Here is an 18,150-nt window from a genome sequence, read left to right as displayed (position 1 = left end):
CCTACGGGCCGCGTCGGGTCGGGAGGTCCGCGTGAGCGGCCGATGGTCCGCGGCCCAACAAGAATGTCCGTTCGCGTTTCGTGAATGAACACCCGTGGTCGTTCGCGAAGGCGGGGCGTCTTCTCCTGCAAACGGCGTGGCGGCCCATGAAGGCCGTCGGCACTGTCGGGTCATCGGAGGCCCGGTGGTCGGGTCTCCTCATGGAAGACCTGACATGATCCGCCTCGTCCCCCTCGCCGCCGCCGCGCTTCTGGCCCTGAGCGCCGTTCCCGCCCGGGCCGCCGACGACACCCTGACCCTGACGTTCGAGACCGGGGCCCACACGGGCAAGGTCATGATCGCCCTGTTCAACTCGGAAGACGCCTACACCGGCGGGCAGCCTGTCGCCTCGGCCGAAGCCGATGCCTCGGGCGCGACCGCGGTGGCCGTGTTCGACGCCCTGCCGGCCGGCGACTATGCGGTGCGCGCCTTCCACGACGTGAACGGCGACGGGCGGATGAACACCAATCCTTTCGGCATGCCGGTCGAGCCCTATGCCTTCTCCAACAACGCGGTCGGCATGATGGGCCCCGCGACCTGGGAACGGGCGCGCTTCAGCGTGTCGGGCGACACGGCCCAGACGATCAGCATCAAGTGAGATCGGGGGCCGTCGCGCTTCGCGCGACCTGAGCCCCCGGACCCTTGCCCTCGACCCTTCTGCCTTCACGTCCCGACAGACGGAGACCCGCCATGCTCGCTTCCCGCCGTGATTTCCTGATGGGCGCCGCCGCCCTGTCCGCCGCCGTCGCCACGCCCGAGACGGTGCGCGCCATGGCCGCGATGCAGGCCTCGGCCGACTGGTCCCTGGCCACCGCAGACGCCGAGGGCGACATCGCCCGCCGGGTCATGCGCCGGGTGCACGGGCGGGCGCCGGCCGGGCTGGAAGGGGCGCTGTTCCGCAACGGCCCGGGTAAGTTCCGGCGGCCGGGCGGGTCGGCGACCCACTGGTTTGACGGCGACGGCCTGATGCGCGCCTTCCGCGTGCGCGACGGGCAGGCCACGCTGGAGGCCCGCTTCGCCGACACGCCCAAGCGGCGCCGGGAGAGCGAGATCGACGCCGTGGTCACGCCGGGCTTCGGCACCGTGGGCGACGCCAGTCGCGCCCGCATCGGTTCGCCCAATGACGCGAACGCCGCCAACACGGCGGTGATGACGGCGGGCGACACGGTCTGGGCCCTGTGGGAAGGCGGATCGCCGCTGGCCATGAGCGCATCCGATCTGTCGACCCGCTCCTTCGTGACCCTGCGCGACGATCTGAAGGGCATGCCCTTCCAGGCCCACCCCCGGTACGACCCGGACGGCACGGTCTGGAACATCGGCCTGTGGGGCGACCGGATGATCGTGTGGCGGCTGAACGCCGACCGCAGCCTGCATACGGCCGAGGTCGTGACCCTGCCGCGCGCCAGCTACATGCACGACTTCACCGCCACGGCCCGGCATCTGGTGATCGTGATGCAGCCGTGGGTCTTCGACCATCACGGCATGCCCTACGCCAGCCAGTTCGCCTGGAAGCCGGAGCTGGGGACCCGGGTCATGGTGATCGACAAGGCTGACCTGACGCGCACGCGGATCTTCGAACTGCCCGCCTTCAGCTATTTCCACCTCGGCGATGCGTGGGAGGACGTGTCGGGCGCGATCCGCTTCGACGTCGCGGCGGGCAAGGATGTGACCTTCGCCATGGAGGGCGCGCGGGTGCTGGTCGAGGGACGCGGGACCGTACCGGGCGACCCCGCGCAGCTGTCGCTGGTGACCCTGCATACGGACGGGCGGGCGGAAATGGCGTCGTCCGGCATCGCGGCGGAATTCCCCAAAAGCGATCCGCGCCGCGCCGGTCTGGCCCGTCGCCACACCGTCCATGTGGCGGGCGAGCGGGGCGGCCGTCCCCTGCCGACGGGGCTCGCGGTGCACGACTGGGACACCGGCCGATCGGACGCCTTCGCATTCGGCGACGACGTCATCGTGGAGGAGGCCAACTGGGTCCCGAAGCCCGGCCGCACGCGAGAGCTGGACGCCTGGCTGGTCGCCCCGGCGATCAACCTGCGCGAAGGCGTGACGGAGTTGCACGCCTTCGACGCCGCGCGGGTGTCGGCCGGACCGGTCGCCAGTTGGCGGGCGGACATCGCCCTGCCGGCCGGCTTCCACGGGATCTGGGCAGGCTAGGCCTCAGTCATGGAGGCGCGGTCAGTACCAGCCGGCCTCGCGCAGCGCCCGGGCGTAGCGGCGGCTGACCGGGACCTCGAGACCGTCGTCCAGCGTCAGGGTGGCGCGGCCCTCGCCGCGTCTGACGTCGCGGACGGCGTTGCGGGCGACCCACCAGCTGCGATGGGTCTGGGCCCCCTCCAGCCCTTCCAGTTCCGACAGGGCGTCGGACAGCCGCATCAGGATCAGGTCGGAGCCCCGATCGGTGTGCAGGCGCAGATAGTGGTCTTCCGACTCCACCGCCCGGATCGTCGCGCCGCGCAGTTTCGGCGGCAGGCGATCGAGGAAGCGGGAAGGGGCGGCGCCGGCGACGGCGGCGTGGGTCTGCACCGGCGTCCGTTGCAGGAAGATGTTCAGCACGCTCAGCACGCCGGTGACCACGGTCACGGGCAGCAGGAAGTGCACCAGCCGATCCGGAGTCGCGAACCGCCCGCCCTCGAAGATCCACACCGTATAGGCCCAGACGAACAGGGTCAGCGGCAGGGATATGGCCGCGGTCAGCGCCAGCGCGCCCAGCCAGGGCCTGCGGTCGAAATCGATCCACCGCTCGACCTGGCGCGAGCAGACATGGCCCCAGGCCGCGCCGACGATCATCAGCGGCAGCCAGTACAGCAGGCGCTGCGGGAAGCTGACCCCGGTCACGCCGAAGGCGCCGGTGAAGGCCAGAACGATACCGGCGGCGCTCGCCACGAACAGGCCTCTGACAAGGCTGCGATCCAGCGTCAGGGACAAACGGACCGGCGCGTCGCTCATTCGGGCTGCGGCAGGCAGACGGCGCGGAAGCCGGCGGCGGCGAAGCGGACCATGTAGTCGGCGGCCGTCTCCAGATCGCCGGAGCGGCACAGCCCGCCCGACAGTCGGTCCAGACGCCCGGTCTCGCCCAGCGTCAGGGTCAGGGCGCCCGACAGATTATGGTAGGCCCAGTACAGATCGACCTCGCGCGCCGTGGGCATGATCTGATGGATCAGCTCGATCAGGCGGCGGATGGCCGGGTCGAAATAGCGCGCCATGGTCTCGCCCCCGAAGGTGGGGTTGGCGTTGGTCTGGGCGACCAGGGCCGAATAATGCTTCCAGCCGGGCCCGCCCTTGAGCGACCACTGGAACGGCGGGCGCAGGAAGGCTTCGAGCACGCCTTCCAGCGTCATCGCCTCGCCGGCCTCGCGCGCATAGCGGTTGATGGCGTCGACCCGCTCGTTGTTCCAAACCTCGGCCCGGCGCAGGAAGACGGCGTCGAACAGGCCCCTCTTGGCGCCGAAATAGTAGTGGACCAGCGCCGTATCGACGCCCGCCTCGCGCGCGACCTCACGGATGGTGACGCCATAGAAGCCGTGTTTCGAGAACAGATCCTCGGCCGCGTCGAGGATTGATTCGCGGGTGTCGATGCCCCCCGAGGTCCGCGTTTTCGGCGGACGGCCGCGCCGCGCGGGCTTCGCGTCGTCTTCAGGGGCGGGCGCATCGGGCTGGGTCATGCCGCACGCTAGGCTGCCCGACCCCGGCTGTGCAACGGCGCCACAGGTTTCCGCCCGGCTTCCGCTGCGGAAGCGTGACGGTTTGACAGGAGACCGAAAACAGTTAGGTTCCCGGAAAATCATTGAACGCTGAATAAAAGCGTCCGGTTCGGAAACATCAGGGAATAGGGCTCCAATGAACAGACTCGTGAAATCCGCCTTGCTCGCCGGCGCCGCCTGGAGCGCGCTGTCGACCATGGCCATGGCGCAGGACGCCGCCCCGCAGGCCGAAACGACCGGCCTGGAAGACGTCATCGTCACCGCCCGCCGGACCTCTGAGTCCCTGCAACGCACCCCGCTGGCCGTGTCGGCCTTCTCCGGTGAGACGCTGGATCGCCAGGGCGTGATGCAGACGACCGATCTGCAGGGCGCGGTGCCGAACCTGAACATCGTCCAGGGCCGCGGCTCGTCGAACGCCACCAACATCTACATCCGCGGCATCGGCCAGCCCGACGCGCTGCAGACCTTCGACCCGGCCGTCGGCGTCTATATCGACGACGTCTATTACGCCCGGATCCGCGGCACCCAGTTCGACCTGCTCGACCTCGAGCGCATCGAGGTTCTGCGCGGTCCGCAAGGCACCCTGTACGGCAAGAACACCATCGGCGGCGCCATGCGTCTGGTGTCGCGGCGCCCGGGGCAGACCTTCCGCGCCCGCGGTTCGGTCGCCTACGGCGACTATGACATGATCGACGTGCAGGCCGCCGTTTCGGGTCCGATCTCGGACCAGTTCGCCTTCGGCCTGTCCGCCCTGCATTCGGAACGGGGCGGCTACGTCACCAATCCGACGACCGGCGCCGAATACAATGACAAGAACTCGACCGCCTTCCGCGCCGCGCTGGCGTGGGACCCGAGCGAAAACCTTCGCGTCGATCTGACCGCCGACTATTCGGTCGATGACGCCGGCCTCACCGTGGGTCAGGCGACCAACAGCCTGATCGGTCTCAGCGGCCAGACCATCGTGGTCGTGCCCTCGCCCACCCCCGACTGGAATTTTGAGGCGGCGGTCGATCCGACCCTGCCGAATGAGACCCGCCTGGAATCGCGCGGCGTGGCCCTGAACGTCGCCTACGACCTCTCGGACAGCCTGACCCTGCGGTCGATCACCGCCTATCGTCGCCTGAATACCGACGACTACATCGACTTCGACGCGACCGTCCGTGAGGTGTCCAGCGCACTCGTGGCGGTGGATCAGGATCAGTTCAGCCAGGAGTTCCAGCTGAACTACCAGTCGGGTCCGGTGACCGCGGTCGGCGGCCTCTACTACCTGCGCGAAAACATCGACTCGCATCAGGAAGCGTATGCCGACGACCTGCTGGGGCCGGCCTTCCTGAACTCGGGCTTCCTGCGCACCATCGACGACACGCTGGAGACCACCTCCAAGGCGGCCTACGCCAACCTCACCTATGCCCTGACCGATGCCCTGCGCGTCTCGGGCGGCATCCGTTACACCGAGGAAGAGAAGGACTACTGGCGCACGACGTCGGTGTTCTACAGCGCCCTGCCGGCGTTCAACGGCACCTATCCGTTCGCCCCGCCGGTCGGGAAGTACGACGACACCTCCTTCATGGCGTCGGTGGACTATCAGCTGACGGAAGACGTGATGCTGTACGCCCGCTTCTCGCAGGGCTTCAAATCGGGCGGCTTCAACGGTCGGGCCAACACCGCGGCGGAATCGACCGAATACGATCCGGAAACCGCGGACAGCTGGGAAGTCGGCTTCAAGGCGACCGGCTACGACAACCGCGTGCGCCTGAACGTGGCGGCCTTCACCACCAAATACGATGACTTCCAGGCGCGCGTTTCGGGACTGGACGTCGATCCGATCACCAACCTGCCGGCGCCGGTTCTCAGCGTGATCAACGCGGGCGGTCTGGACATCTCGGGTCTGGAAGTCGAGGGCGTCGTGGCCCTGACCGAAGCCCTGACCTTCGACGCCCAGATCGGTCTGCTGGACGCGCAGTATGACGAGTTCAACGACGCCCGCTTCACCGCGACCGGCGGCAGCCGCGCCTTCCAGGAACCGGCCTTCTCGCCCAACCTGACGGCCCGCTACGGCCTGACCTATGTCGCGGACATTCCGGGCGGCGGCGACGTCACCTTCGGCGGCGTGGCCCGCTATCGCGGCCGCCACGCCCTGGCGGTCGACAACACCCCGGTGAACAGCCAGGCCGAACTGCCGGGCATGTTCCAGGAAGGCTACTGGCTGATGGACGCCCGCATCGTCTGGACCGACGCCTCGGGCCGCTATTCGGTCGGCGCCTACGGCCAGAACCTGACGGACGAGACCTACCGCACCGACGCGCAGGAGTTCTCCTCGGTCGGTAACATCCGGACCGCCTACTACGGCGCGCCGCAGACCTGGATGGTCAAGCTGACGGCCCGATACTAGGCTTCGAAAGACGCCTGATCGGCTCTGATCAAGGGCGGCGGTTCTGACGAGCCGCCGCCCTTTTCTTCTGGCGTCAGGCCGTGACGCCGCTACGGTTCGACCCACAAGAAAAACGACAGTCGAGGGAAACGCCATGACCGCCACGGACGCGTCCGCCACCGGACAGCCGCCGATCCGCAACGGATACCGCTTCTATGTGCTGGCGGTCCTGATCCTGATCTACATGCTGAACTTCCTGGACCGGCAGATCATCGGCATCCTCGCCGCGCCGCTCAAGGAAGAGTTCGGCATGTCGGACACCCAGTTCGGCCTGCTGGGCGGCATCGCCTTCGCCTCGGTCTATTCGACCCTCGCCATTCCCCTGGCCTGGCTGGCCGACCGGTTCAGCCGGGTGTGGATCATGACCGGGGCGCTGGCCGTCTGGTCCGGCTTCACCGCCCTGTGCGGCGTCGCGGGCTCCTTCACCCAGCTGTTCCTGTTCCGCATGGGCGTCGGCGTCGGCGAGGCGGGCGGCGTGGCGCCGGCCTATTCGCTGGTGGCGGACTATTTCCCGCCGAGCCAGCGGGCGCGCGCGCTGGCGGCCTTCGCCTTCGGCATTCCGCTGGGCACGGCGGCGGGGACCCTGGTCGGCGGCCTGCTGGCGGCGACCTACGGCTGGCGCACGGCCTTCATCGTGGTCGGTCTGCTGGGGCTGCTGGTCGCGCCGCTGCTGCGCCTGACGGTCAAGGACCCGCCCCGCGGCGGTACGGATCTGGCCAAGGTGGTCGTGGCCGGGGCGCCGGTTCCGGTCGTCGGTCCGATGAATGACGGACGGCTCGGCAAGCGGGTGGCGCAGGGGCTTCTGGGTCTGGCCGCCGGTCTCATGGCCCTGGCCGCGCTGGCGCATTTCGACATCATCGGCGCCAACGCCCTGATCCTGGTCTTCGCCGGCCTGCTGACGGGCGTGATCGGCGGCTCCATCATGGTCGCCCGGGTCACCGCCACGGCGGTCATTCCCAAGCCCAGCTTCTGGCTGCTGGCGCTCGGCGCGGCCTCGTCGTCTGTGTGCGGCTACGGCGTCGCCGGCTGGCTGCCCCTGTTCATGATGCGCAGCTTCGAAATGACCCTGCCGCAGGTCAGCTGGTACTATTCCGGCATCGCCCTGATCGGCGGCATCCTCGGCATCTGGGGCGGCGGCGCGATCGCCGACAGACTGGCCAAGCGCGGCAAGGGCGCCTATCCGCTGGTGCCCGCCATCGCCTTCCTGATCTCGGCGCCCTGCTTCATCCTGGCGATGAACTCGCCCTGGCTGATCGGCCTGATCTTCCCGGGCGGCGGCTCCCAGGCCCAGCAACTGACGGTGGCCTTCTTCATCTTTCTGATCCCGACGGGGTTGAACCTGGCCTGGCTGGGGCCGATCACCGCCTCGGTGCAGCATCTGGTGCCGGCGCCCATCCGCTCGACCGCCTCGGCCCTGTTCCTGCTCATCAACAACCTGCTCGGCATCGCCGTCGGCTTCTTCTACTTCGGCTGGATGAGCGACCTGCTGGCGCCCCGCTTCGGTGATGAAAGCCTGCGCTGGGCGATCTACACCGGCATGGGCTTCTACCTGCTGGCGTCCGTCCTGCTGATCGGCGCCTCGCGGACGCTGAAAAAAGACTGGGTGGATTAGGCCTGAAACGGCGGGGTCGGGCGCGGTCCGGCCCCGCTGACGCGGCGTGACGGTTGCACCCGCGAAGGCCCGGGGCCTATAAGCCCCGCAACTTTCCCCAGCAGCGTTGCGGCGGTCCTCCCCATGAACATCCACGAATATCAGGCCAAGCAGGTTCTGAAGGGCTTCGGCGCGCCCGTCGCGGCCGGCGTCCCCATCACTTCGGTCGATCAGGCTGAAGCCGCCGCGAAGCAACTGCCCGGCCCGCTCTATGTCGTGAAATCGCAGATCCACGCCGGTGGCCGCGGCAAGGGCAAGTTCAAGGAACTGGGCGCCGACGCCAAGGGCGGCGTGCGTCTGGCCTTCTCGATCGAGGAAGTCGTCGCCCACGCCAAGGAGATGCTGGGCAACACCCTGGTCACCGCCCAGACGGGCGACGCCGGCAAGCAGGTCAACCGCCTGTACATCGAGGACGGCGCCGACATCGAGCGCGAGCTGTACTGCTCTCTGCTGGTCGATCGCCAGTTCGGCCGGATCGCCTTCGTCGTCTCGACCGAAGGCGGCATGGACATCGAGGCCGTCGCCCACGACACGCCCGAGAAGATCCAGAACATCGTCATCGACCCGGCTGCGGGCGTGACCGAAGCCGACGTCGCCGCGATCAACGCCGCCTACGGCCTGACCGGCGCGGCGGCCGAAGACGGCAAGTCGCTGTTCCCGGCGCTGTACAAGGCCTTCGTCGAGAAGGACATGGACATGCTGGAAGTGAACCCGCTGATCGTCATGAAGGACGGCCACCTGCGCGTTCTGGACGCCAAGGTGTCGTTCGACGGCAACGCTCTGTTCCGCCACGACGACATCAAGGAACTGCGCGACGAGACCGAGGAAGACGCCAAGGAAATCGAGGCCTCGAAGTGGGACCTCGCCTATGTCTCGCTGGACGGCAACATCGGCTGCATGGTCAACGGCGCCGGCCTGGCCATGGCGACGATGGACATCATCAAGCTGTACGGCAAGGAGCCGGCCAACTTCTGTGACGTCGGCGGCGGCGCCGGCAAGGAGAAGGTCGCGGCGGCCTTCAAGATCATCACCGCCGACCCGAACGTCCAGGGCATCCTGGTCAACATCTTCGGCGGCATCATGAAGTGCGACGTCATCGCCGAGGGCGTCGTCGCCGCGGTGAAGGAAGTGGGCCTGAAGGTGCCGCTCGTCGTCCGTCTGGAAGGCACCAACGCCGAGCTGGGCAAGAAGATTCTGAACGAATCCGGCCTGACCATCCAGGCCGCCGACGACCTCGACGACGCCGCCCAGAAGATCGTCGCGGCGGTCGGCTGATGCGAGGCTCGCTCGCCCTCGTCTTGTGTGGGCTGGCGACGACCGCTTGCGCGGCGCCGCAGCAGCCTGCCCGGCTGTCGGCGACCGAGCTGTTCCGTACGGCGTGCATGGACACCCCCGCCGAGCGTCCGGCATTCGAAGCGCTCGGCCGTGACAAGGGGTGGGCCCTGCTTCCCTTCACTCCAGGGGAGCAGGGGCCTGACTGGGGTGTCGGCTACGGCCTCGGCTACGCCCGCGTCATGCTCACGGAGTACAAAGCCAAGTTTTCAAAAGCTCCGCCGGAATCCGAGCACGCAGGCGCGAGGCTGATGGTCGTGCCTTCCAGCATCACCTGTAGGATCGAGGTTATTGATCCGCAGGAGGACTGGCGCGCCGAGATCGCCGCATTGGCCCAAGCTCGGGGCTTCACGGCTGTTGAAGTCAGCCAAACGCCGCCCGAACCTGTAGAACTCAGGGAGTGGGAGCGGAACGCCACTGACGTCCTGTCACAGGCCTACAACCCATCAACCCGGATGCTGAGCGTCAACCTCATGCGCTTGACGGAAACTACTTTCCGGCGCGCTCCCTCGACCCCCGAATAGAAGCAGACCCAATGTCCATTCTCGTCGACAAGAACACCAAGATCATCGTCCAGGGCCTGACCGGCAAGACCGGCGGCTTCCACACCGAACAGGCTCTGGCCTATCACGGCACCCAGATGGTCGCCGGCGTGCACCCGACCAAGGGCGGCACGAACTGGACCGGCTCCCACGGCGAAAGCCTGCCGATCTTCGCCTCGGTCGCTGAAGCCCGCGACGCCACCAAGGCCGACGCCACGGTGATCTACGTCCCGCCGTCGGGCGCGGCCGCCGCGATCATCGAAGCCATCGACGCCGAGATCCCCTTCATCACCTGCATCACCGAAGGCATCCCGGTGATGGACATGGTCAACGTCAAGCGCCGTCTGGAAGGCTCGAAGTCGCGCCTGCTGGGCCCGAACTGCCCGGGCATCCTGACCCCGGACGAGTGCAAGATCGGCATCATGCCGGGCTCCATCTTCAAGAAGGGCTCGGTCGGCGTCGTGTCGCGTTCGGGCACCCTGACCTATGAAGCGGTGTTCCAGACCACCAACGAAGGTCTCGGCCAGACAACGGCCGTCGGCATCGGCGGCGACCCGGTCAAGGGCACCGAATTCATCGACGTGCTGGAAATGTTCCTGGCCGACGATGAGACGACCTCGATCATCATGATCGGTGAAATCGGCGGCGGCGCCGAGGAAGACGCCGCCCAGTTCCTGATCGACGAAGCGAAGAAGGGCCGCAGCAAGCCGATGGCCGGCTTCATCGCGGGCCGCACCGCGCCCAAGGGCCGCACCATGGGCCACGCCGGCGCTGTCGTGTCGGGCGGCAAGGGCGATGCGGAATCCAAGATCGCCGCCATGGAGGCCGCGGGCATCCGCATGTCGCCGTCGCCGGCGCGCCTCGGCAAGACGCTGGTGGAAGTCCTGAAGGGCTGATTTCGCCCCGTAACGGCATGTGAAGACGCCCCCGGCTCCGGCCGGGGGCGTTTTTCTTTGCCTGGGGCGAAAAAACCCGCCTGAGCGCCGCTATTCGGTCATGACCCATAAGGAAACAGCGCCTATATGAGCGCCGTCGCCTCCGCGCAGACGTGCGCGCGCGACGTTAGGGACTGACGAGAACGATGGCGGACGATGCCGGTCGGCTGAACCAGGTCTTTGCCGAGACCAGCTTCCTGTATGGCTCCAATGCCTCGTTTATCGAGGGTCTCCACGAAAAGTGGGCCGACGATCCTGCGAGCGTGTCCGCCGAATGGCGCGCCTTCTTCGACCAGCTTCGCGACAATGCTGAGCAGGTGAAGGCCGCGGGCGCCGCCGGCGGCTGGGGCCGTCCGGTCACCAGCGAACCCAGCGAAGCCGAGGCCGTGTTCGACGGTCGCTGGCCGGCCCCGAAGCCGGATCCCAAGGCCGCCGCCAAGCCGGGCGCTGCCGCTCCCGCTGCGCCTGTCGCCGCCTCGGCGGACGAAATCCGCGCCGCCGCCCACGATTCGATCCGCGCCCTGATGCTGATCCGCAGCTACCGCGTGCGCGGTCACCTGCAGGCGACGCTGGACCCGCTGGGCATCGAGCAGCCGACCAACAATCCCGAGCTGACGCCTGAATTCTACGGCTTCTCGGAAGCCGATCTGGACCGACCGATCTTCCTCGACGGCGTGCTGGGCCTGCAGACCGGCAGCATCCGGGACGTGCTGTCGATCCTGAAGCGCACCTACTGCGGTAACGTCGGCATCCAGTTCATGCATATCGCGGAGCCGGAGGAAAAATCCTGGCTTCAGCAGCGCTTCGAGGGGCCCGACAAGTTCGAGCAGAACGCCTTCTCGAAGGAAGGCAAGCTGGCGATCCTGAACAAGCTGATCGAGGCCGAGGGCTTCGAGCGCTTCCTGCACAAACGCTTCCCCGGCACCAAGCGGTTCGGCCTCGACGGCGGCGAGGCCATGGTCCCCGCGCTGGAGCAGGTCATCAAGCGCGGCGGGTCGCTGGGCGTCGACGAGATCGTCTTCGGCATGGCCCACCGCGGCCGCCTGAACACGCTGGCGGCGGTGATGGGCAAGCCCTACCGCGCCATCTTCCACGAGTTCCAGGGCGGCTCGACGGTGCCGTCGGACATTGAGGGTTCGGGCGACGTCAAATACCACATGGGCGCCTCGTCGGACCGCCAGTTCGACGGCAACACCGTCCACCTGTCGCTGACCGCCAACCCGTCGCACCTCGAGATCGTCAATCCGGTGGTGCTGGGCAAGTCGCGCGCCAAACAGGCGTTCGACATCCGCGAAGCCAACGCCGGCAAGCCGGAAGAAGAGTGGGCGCTGGACCGGTCCAAGGTCGTGCCGCTGCTGATCCACGGCGACGCCGCCTTCGCCGGCCAGGGCGTGGTGGCCGAATGCTTCGCCCTGATGGGACTGAAGGGCTACCGCACCGGCGGCACCCTGCATTTCGTGATCAACAACCAGATCGGCTTCACCACCAGCCCGCGCAACTCGCGCTCGTCGCCCTACCCGTCGGATGTGGCGCTGATGGTCCAGGCGCCGATCTTCCACGTCAACGGCGATGACCCCGAAGCGGTCGTCTTCGCCGCCAAGGTGGCGACCGAGTTCCGCCAGAAATTCCACAAGGACGTGGTGGTGGACATGTTCTGCTACCGCCGCTTCGGCCACAACGAGGGCGACGATCCCACGTTCACCCAGCCGCTGATGTATTCGAAGATCCGCGCCCTGCCCTCGACGCGCGAGATCTACACCGCGCGTCTGGTCAAGGAAGGCGTGGTCACCCAGGCCGAGGTCGACGCCGAGGTCACGCGCTTCGAAGCCTTCCTCGACGCCGAGTTCGACGCCGGCAAGACGTTCGAGGCCAAGAAGGCCGACTGGATGGACGGTCAGTGGCAGGGCATCGGCCTGCCGGACGGTGACGAGCGTCGCGGCGAGACCGCCGTGCCGCTGGCGAAGCTGTCCGACATGGGCCATCGCCTGACGACCATTCCGAACGCCGTGGACATCCACAAGACGCTGAAGCGCGTCATCGACGGCCGCCGCGAGATGATCACGACCGGCCAGAACATCGACTGGGCCACGGCCGAAAGCCTGGCCTTCGGGTCGCTGCTGGAAGAAGGTTTCCCGGTTCGTCTGTCGGGCCAGGACTCGGTGCGCGGCACCTTCTCGCAGCGCCACTCGGGCATCGTCGATCAGACGACCGAGAAGCGCTATGTGCCGCTGAACAATCTGTCCGACACCCAGTCCCATTTCGAGGTCATCGACTCGGCCCTGTCGGAAGAGGCGGTGCTGGGCTTCGAATACGGCTACGCCCTGTCTGACCCGAACACCCTGGTCATGTGGGAAGCCCAGTTCGGCGACTTCGTGAACGGCGCCCAGGTCGTCATCGACCAGTTCATCTCGTCCGGCGAGCGGAAATGGCTGCGCATGTGCGGCCTGACCATGCTGCTGCCGCACGGCTACGAAGGTCAGGGTCCCGAGCACTCGTCGGCCCGTCTGGAGCGCTTCCTCCAGGCCTGCGCCGAGGACAATATGCAGGTCGCCAACTGCACGACCCCGGCCAACTATTTCCACATCCTGCGTCGCCAGATGCACCGGCCGTTCCGCAAGCCGCTGATCATCATGACGCCGAAGTCGCTGCTGCGTCACAAGAAGGCGGTGTCCAGCCTGGCCGACATGGCCGAGGGCAGCTCCTTCCACCGTGTCCTGCACGACGACGCCCAGACGCGTCCGGAAGTCGCCGGCATCACGATCAAGGCCGACAAGGACATCCGTCGCGTCGTGCTGTGTTCGGGCAAGGTCTACTATGACCTGCTGGAGCGCCGCGAGAAGGACGCCAAGGACGGCAAGCCGGTGGACGACGTCTACATCCTGCGCCTGGAACAGTTCTATCCGTGGCCGATGAAGTCGCTGCTGACCGAACTGGGCCGCTTCCCGAACGCCGAACTGGTCTGGTGCCAGGAAGAGCCGAAGAACATGGGCGGCTGGACCTTCGTGGATCCGTGGATCGAGCTGACGCTGGAGAAGCTGGACGTGAAGGCCAAGCGCGCCCGTTACGTCGGCCGTCCGGCCTCCGCCTCGACGGCCGCGGGCCTGATGAGCCGGCACCTCAAGGAACTGGACGCCTTCCTCACCGACGCCTTCGCCTGACAAAAGTCCCGGTGGGCGGTTTCCCCGCCGCCGGGATGATGACTAGATAACTGACCGCTCAAAAGAGACCCGGACCCGACCATGGCCGACATCCTCACCCCCGCCCTCGGCGAATCCGTCACCGAAGCCACGATCGGCAAGTGGACGAAGAAGGCCGGCGACCCGGTGAAGAAGGACGAGGTCCTGGTCGAGCTGGAAACCGACAAGGTCTCGCTGGAAGTCGTGTCGCCGTCGGACGGCGTGCTGGCCGAGATCAGGTTCGCTGAAGGCGACACCGTGACGCCGAACGCCGTGCTCGGCGTGGTGTCGGAAGGCGCTGCGGCCTCCGCCCCGGCCGCGCCCAAGGCTGAGGCCGCTTCGGCCGCCCCTGCTGCTTCGGCCGCCCCCGCTGCTCCGGCCGCCGCCGCCCCGGCCGCCGCTCCGGCCGCGCCCGCCGCTTCGGGTGGCGACGCCGTCTCGATCAATGTCCCGACCATGGGCGAAAGCGTCGCCGAAGGTTCGATGGGAACCTGGCTGAAGAAGTCGGGCGACACGGTCGCCAAGGACGAACTGCTGGTCGAGATCGAGACCGACAAGGTCGCCGTGGAAGTCTCGGCCCCGGCCGCCGGCGTGCTGACCATTCTCGCCGACGCCGGCGCCAGCGTGACCCCGAACCAGCAGATCGGCAGCATCGCCGCGTCCGGGGCCGCCCCGGCCGCCGCTCCGGCTCCCGCTGCCCCCGCCGCGGGCGGTTCGGCCAACGCCGGCTCGGCCCAGATCAGGTCGGACGACGCTCCGCACCTGTCGCCCGCCGTGCAGCGCGTGGTGACCGAGAACAATCTCGATCCGAAGGCCATCGCCGCCACCGGTCCGAAGGGCAACATCACCAAGGGCGACGCCCTGGGCGCCATCGGCGCCGCGCCGGCTCCGGCTGCCGCGGCTCCGGCCCCCGCCGCCGCTCCGGCCGCGCCGCGCGCCGACCAGCCGCGCGAGGAGCGGGTGAAGATGACGCGCCTGCGTCAGACCATCGCCCGCCGCCTGAAGGAATCGCAGAACACGGCCGCCCAGCTGACCACCTTCAACGAGGTGGACATGACCAACGTCATGGCCCTGCGGACCCAGTACAAGGACGTGTTCGAGAAGCGCCACGGCGTGAAGCTGGGCTTCATGTCCTTCTTCACCAAGGCGGTCGTCGCCGCCCTGAAGGAGATCCCGGCGGTCAACGCCGAGATCGACGGCACGGACATCATCTACAAGAATCACTACGACATCGGCGTCGCCGTCGGCACCGACAAGGGTCTGGTGGTTCCGGTGCTGCGCGATGCGGATGCGCTGTCGCTGGCCGGGATCGAAAAGGGCATCGGCGCCCTGGGCAAGGCGGCCCGTGACGGCCACCTGACGCTGGACCAGCTGCAGGGCGGCACCTTCACCATCACCAACGGCGGCACCTACGGTTCGCTGATGTCGACGCCGATCCTGAACGCGCCGCAGTCGGGCATCCTGGGCATGCACAACATCGTGCAGCGTCCGATGGCCATCAACGGCGAGGTGAAGATCCGCCCGATGATGTACATCGCCCTCAGCTACGACCACCGCATCGTCGACGGCAAGGAAGCCGTGACCTTCCTGGTCCGCGTCAAGGACCTCCTGGAAGACCCGGCGCGGGCGCTCTTGGACCTCTGATTGCGGACGACGGCTGCCGGGTTTAGTATCTATTTAACGTAGATACGGAGATCGGTATGGCCGATCCGAAACGCGGTGTCGCCGAAACGGCGAAAATCTTCACCCATGGCGGCAGCCAGGCCGTCAGGCTGCCCAAAGCCTATCGGTTTGAGGGCAAGGAAGTCCGCATCCGGCAGGACGGCGACGCGGTCATCCTGGAGCCGATAAGGGCCGAGCGACGTCGACCGCAGACGAAAGAAGAATGGGAGGCGTTCTGGGCGCGGCTTGACGCGCTCGGCGACGCGCCGTTTCCGGATCCGCCGCCGCAAACGATCACACCGGTCAAGACCTGGTGATCCTCGCGCTGGACACCTCAACACTCATCGACGTTATGCGAAGCCGTGACGTCAAAGTGCGGCGCGAATTCATGGGGTTGGACGCGGCCCGCGCCGTCGTGCCGGTTGTCGTGTTGCATGAACTGATCAGCGGGGCGGACATCGGCGTCAGCCCGCAGCGCGAGCGCGCGCGGATCGCCGAAGTGCTGAGCGAACTGGCGGTGATCGCTCTTGAGCCCTCGGACATTGAAGCCACTGCGGCTGTACGAAGCGATCTCCACCGCCGGGGCAGACCGATCGGGGACATCGACACCCTGATCGCCGGTCAGGCGCTCGCGCGCGGCTGGACGGTGGTGACGCGCAACGTCCGGCATTTCGGCCGGGTGGAGGGCCTGCCGTTGATCGACTGGGCGACCGGTCCCCAGCCCCTGTCCGTCGAGGCCATAACGGCCCGTGTCAGCGATGCTGGATGACCAGACCATGATCGAGATCGCCCGGTTCGCCGATGTCTATGAAGCCGAGATCGCGGCCGCGCGCCTTCGGGCCGAGGGTTACGAGGCCGTCCTCGGCGGCGCCGAGCATGTGAAAACCAATCCGCTCGTGCTTCAGGCGCTGGGCGGCGTGAATCTGTCAGTGCCGAATGATCAGGCGGACGCGGCGCGCACCTTGCTTGACGGCCTGAGGGGCGGGGCGGAACAGATCGAGGATGCCGACCCGATCGATAGCGATCCCCGGCGAAAGGCCGGCGCAACGGCGCTGCTTGCCGCGATCGGGCTTGGCTTCCTGTTCGGTCGATAAACCCCAAGCCCGACGAGGGCCATCAGCGAGCGCGATCCCGCCCCGCGAGTTCGCCCAGCACATCCTGGGTATCCGCCCCCAGAGCAGGTGGAGCGCGGTCGTAGGCGACAGGCGTCCGCGACATCCGGATCGGCGAGGCGACGGTGCGGACCGGGCCGGACAGGTCGGCGCGGGTCTGCTGCACCTCAAGCCCGCGATGCACCGCCTGCGGCTCCTCGAACACCTGATCGATCGTGTTGACCGGGCCGCAGGGCACGCCCGCCGCCTCCAGGATCGCCATCAGGGCCTTCATGCTGTGCCGTTCCGTCAGGGCCGACAGTTCGGCGGTCAGGTCGACGCGATGCGCGATCCGCGCGGCGTTGGTGGCGAAGCGGGCCTCGGTCCCCAGCCCCTCGACGCCCAGCGCCCGACACAGGGCGCGATACTGGCCGTCATTGCCGACCGCGATCACCACCATGCCGTCCGCGCAGGGGAAGGGCTGGTAGGGGGCCAGGTTGGGGTGGGCGTTGCCCATCCGCGTCGGCGCCGTGCCGGAGACGAAGTGATTCGCCGCCTGGTTGGCCAGCATGGCCGCCTGGACGTCGAACAGGGCGATGTCGATGTGCTGGCCCTCGCCGGTCGCCCGGGCGTGCAGCAGGCCCGCCATGATGGCGTTGGAGGCGTACAGGCCGGTGAACAGGTCCACGACCGCCACCCCGACCTTCATCGGCTCGGCGCCTGGCGCGCCGTCCGGCTGGCCGGTGATGGACATCAGCCCGCCCATGGCCTGGATCATATAGTCGTAGCCGGCGCGATGGGCGTCCGGCCCGTCCTGACCGAAGCCGGTGATGGAGCAGTAGACCAGCCGGGGATTGATCGCCGACAGCCCCGCATAGTCGAGGCCGTATTTGCGCAGGCCGCCGGTCTTGAAATTCTCGACCACGATGTCGCAGGTCTTCGCCAGCTCCCGCACGGCGGCGGCGCCCTCGGGGCTGGCGATGTCCAGCTCGACCGACTTCTTGCCGCGGTTGGCGCACAGGAAATAGGCGGCGTCACCCTTGGTGCCGTCGGCCTTGGTGGTGAAGGGCGGGCCCCACTGGCGGGTGTCGTCGCCCACCCCGGGCCGCTCGATCTTGATCACCTCGGCGCCGAGGTCGGCCAGGGTCTGCGTGGCCCAGGGGCCGGCCAGCACGCGGCTGAGGTCGAGAACGCGAACGCCGGAAAGGGGGCCTTGGGTCATGACCCCTGCTTAGCCGCTTAAAGCCCCACGTCCCAGACGCCCGCGTCGCGCATGCGGCAGTCGCGGGCTTCTTCCGCCCGGCCGCCCATGTCGCGGGCCATGCATTTGATCTCGTCGGAGACGGTGGTCTTGTGCACGCCGGGCACGAAGGCGTGGGCGAAGGCGCAGGCGGACAGGCGCGCCAGCTTCATGCCGAAGCCCATGGCGTGGCTCATGTGCTCGAAATAGCTTTCGCCCACCTCGCGCGGGTGATTGGCGAACAGGCGGTTCAGCGTGTGCATCATGGTCCCCACCCTGACATGTCGCGGGCGCTGCCTCTACCCGCGAACGCTATTCTGGCCTAAACCGCGCATTAGAACAGG

At 67.8% G+C, this 18,150-nt stretch carries 16 protein-coding genes; 12 read left to right on the top strand and 4 right to left on the bottom strand.

All coding sequences use genetic code 11. The features are described 5' to 3' along the window. Positions 1-214: 214 nt before the first annotated feature. A complete protein-coding gene (locus ACW174_RS04380; RefSeq protein ID WP_492016486.1) occupies positions 215-637 on the top strand; it encodes a DUF2141 domain-containing protein in 423 nt (140 codons plus the stop codon). Positions 638-729: 92 nt separating this feature from the next. After that, complete coding sequence (locus ACW174_RS04375) at positions 730-2,199, top strand: carotenoid oxygenase family protein (RefSeq protein WP_492016485.1); 1,470 nt, start codon at positions 730-732, stop codon at positions 2,197-2,199. A gap of 21 nt (positions 2,200-2,220) precedes the next feature. Here ACW174_RS04375 and ACW174_RS04370 read toward each other — a convergent pair whose 3' ends face one another. Then, positions 2,221-2,991 (bottom strand): LytTR family DNA-binding domain-containing protein, encoded by a 771-nt coding sequence (locus ACW174_RS04370; RefSeq protein WP_492016484.1) that lies wholly within the window; start codon positions 2,989-2,991, stop codon positions 2,221-2,223. Then, positions 2,988-3,707, bottom strand: coding sequence for a TetR/AcrR family transcriptional regulator (locus ACW174_RS04365; protein ID WP_492016483.1), 720 nt, complete (start codon positions 3,705-3,707; stop codon positions 2,988-2,990). The genes ACW174_RS04370 and ACW174_RS04365 overlap by 4 nt, the downstream gene beginning before the upstream one ends. A gap of 175 nt (positions 3,708-3,882) precedes the next feature. On the opposite strand from ACW174_RS04365, the gene ACW174_RS04360 reads away from it, so the two are divergent. The 10 genes from ACW174_RS04360 (at position 3,883) to ACW174_RS04315 (ending at position 16,569) form a co-directional block, all read left to right on the top strand. Next, on the top strand, positions 3,883-6,138 hold the full coding sequence (locus tag ACW174_RS04360) for a TonB-dependent receptor (protein WP_492016482.1): 2,256 nt from the start codon (positions 3,883-3,885) through the stop codon (positions 6,136-6,138). 133 nt (positions 6,139-6,271) lie between these two features. Then, positions 6,272-7,789 (top strand): spinster family MFS transporter, encoded by a 1,518-nt coding sequence (locus ACW174_RS04355; protein WP_492016481.1) that lies wholly within the window; start codon positions 6,272-6,274, stop codon positions 7,787-7,789. Between the two features lie 123 nt (positions 7,790-7,912). Beyond that, a complete protein-coding gene (gene sucC, locus ACW174_RS04350) occupies positions 7,913-9,103 on the top strand; it encodes an ADP-forming succinate--CoA ligase subunit beta (protein WP_492016480.1) in 1,191 nt (396 codons plus the stop codon). Further along, positions 9,103-9,684 (top strand): hypothetical protein, encoded by a 582-nt coding sequence (locus tag ACW174_RS04345; protein ID WP_492016479.1) that lies wholly within the window; start codon positions 9,103-9,105, stop codon positions 9,682-9,684. Before sucC ends, ACW174_RS04345 begins: the two co-directional genes overlap by 1 nt. An 11-nt stretch (positions 9,685-9,695) precedes the next feature. After that, on the top strand, positions 9,696-10,598 hold the full coding sequence (sucD, locus tag ACW174_RS04340; RefSeq protein WP_492016478.1) for a succinate--CoA ligase subunit alpha: 903 nt from the start codon (positions 9,696-9,698) through the stop codon (positions 10,596-10,598). Positions 10,599-10,783: 185 nt separating this feature from the next. After that, the gene (locus tag ACW174_RS04335) at positions 10,784-13,795 is read left to right on the top strand and encodes a 2-oxoglutarate dehydrogenase E1 component (RefSeq protein WP_492016477.1); all 3,012 of its coding nucleotides are present in this window, start codon (positions 10,784-10,786) and stop codon (positions 13,793-13,795) included. Between the two features lie 81 nt (positions 13,796-13,876). Then, positions 13,877-15,457 carry a 2-oxoglutarate dehydrogenase complex dihydrolipoyllysine-residue succinyltransferase gene (odhB, locus tag ACW174_RS04330; RefSeq protein ID WP_492016476.1) on the top strand — a complete coding sequence of 527 codons (1,581 nt, stop codon included), beginning with the start codon at positions 13,877-13,879 and terminating at the stop codon, positions 15,455-15,457. A gap of 56 nt (positions 15,458-15,513) precedes the next feature. Continuing rightward, positions 15,514-15,792, top strand: coding sequence for an antitoxin (locus tag ACW174_RS04325; protein WP_492016475.1), 279 nt, complete (start codon positions 15,514-15,516; stop codon positions 15,790-15,792). Next, positions 15,789-16,244: a PIN domain-containing protein gene (locus tag ACW174_RS04320; RefSeq protein ID WP_492016474.1), complete on the top strand. Its 456-nt coding sequence runs from the start codon at positions 15,789-15,791 to the stop codon at positions 16,242-16,244. The genes ACW174_RS04325 and ACW174_RS04320 overlap by 4 nt, the downstream gene beginning before the upstream one ends. A 7-nt stretch (positions 16,245-16,251) precedes the next feature. Continuing rightward, entirely contained in the window at positions 16,252-16,569 is a 318-nt protein-coding gene (locus ACW174_RS04315) for a putative signal transducing protein (RefSeq protein ID WP_492016473.1), read from the top strand. Between the two features lie 22 nt (positions 16,570-16,591). Here ACW174_RS04315 and ACW174_RS04310 read toward each other — a convergent pair whose 3' ends face one another. Continuing rightward, entirely contained in the window at positions 16,592-17,788 is a 1,197-nt protein-coding gene (locus ACW174_RS04310) for a CaiB/BaiF CoA transferase family protein (protein ID WP_492016472.1), read from the bottom strand. A gap of 17 nt (positions 17,789-17,805) precedes the next feature. Further along, positions 17,806-18,072: a DUF6356 family protein gene (locus ACW174_RS04305; protein WP_492016471.1), complete on the bottom strand. Its 267-nt coding sequence runs from the start codon at positions 18,070-18,072 to the stop codon at positions 17,806-17,808. Between the last annotated feature and the right edge of the window lie 78 nt (positions 18,073-18,150).

The sequence above is a fragment of the Brevundimonas sp. AVps31 genome (genome assembly GCF_058681355.1).
This window is presented reverse-complemented; position numbering and strand designations above follow the sequence as displayed.